This is a genomic window from Vibrio sp. M250220 (assembly GCF_036533795.1).
GTDB lineage: Bacteria > Pseudomonadota > Gammaproteobacteria > Enterobacterales > Vibrionaceae > Vibrio.
Genome location: NZ_JATABI010000172.1, coordinates 1 through 700, shown reverse-complemented (window position 1 = coordinate 700; position 700 = coordinate 1). Strand labels below are relative to the sequence as shown.

At 37.7% G+C, this 700-nt stretch carries 1 protein-coding gene and 1 pseudogene; one reads left to right on the top strand and one right to left on the bottom strand.

Translation table 11 applies throughout. The features are described from left to right. Positions 1–314: 314 nt before the first annotated feature. Positions 315–515 carry a hypothetical protein gene (locus QTN94_RS20210; RefSeq protein WP_138971672.1) on the top strand — a complete coding sequence of 67 codons (201 nt, stop codon included), beginning with the start codon at positions 315–317 and terminating at the stop codon, positions 513–515. 49 nt (positions 516–564) lie between these two features. Here the strand turns inward: QTN94_RS20210 and QTN94_RS20205 are convergent. Then, positions 565–700 (bottom strand): annotated as a pseudogene (locus QTN94_RS20205) (IS4 family transposase); the annotation flags it as partial.

The following is a 700-nucleotide window of genomic DNA, read 5'->3' as shown; positions in this document are numbered from 1 at the left end:
ACTAAAACGTCATATTCTTCCTAGATTAAATACTAGCGATTTTGACCTGAGTTTTTCGTTTTGTGAACTTGAAAGTTCTGGTCAAATTAAAGATTCGTACGGGAAGGTTTTGGGCGATTTTTATATCCAAAATAGAGAAGGAGATTGAGAATTGAAAAAGCCATCGAAGGGTACTACCCCCAAACCGGACAAAGGTAAAAGCACTGGTTCGGATGAAAGTTCTAACAATATTCATAAGATCAGAAAAAGAATTGAAAACATATTGCTAGAACGAGAAGAGAAAAAACTTTGGGATCTATAAGGTAAGAAGATATATGAGAAAACCTGTTAAAAAATCAAGCAAAAAAGCCCAGAAAAATAACTTCGAAGAACGATTTGCTGCAATGGTAAAAGAGTATCAAGAAGCGAAAGAAGTTCTCGAGTCTATGACGGAAGGTTCTTCGGAGTATCTCACTCATAAAAAATTATGTGATAAGTTATTTGCAAATGCTGAGCGATATATTAATAAAAATTAATCGCTTAAAATGGGTTGATTGTATTCTCACTAAGCCCTGAGGGATCCCCTCATAAATCCGCCAGTGCATAGCCATCTTTTAAGAGCTGCTCAGCTAGAGCCATGGCCGTTGCTAAGAGGTGTTGTGTAGTAATCTCGTAGTCTGGTCGCCTGAGGACTTCCATACCTAATCGAACGGTAGACAGG

Excerpts from the sequence above, each read along its gene's own strand:
- QTN94_RS20210 (WP_138971672.1), top strand. The coding sequence starts at position 315 with ATGAGAAAACCTGTTAAAAAATCAAGCAAAAAAGCCCAGAAAAATAAC.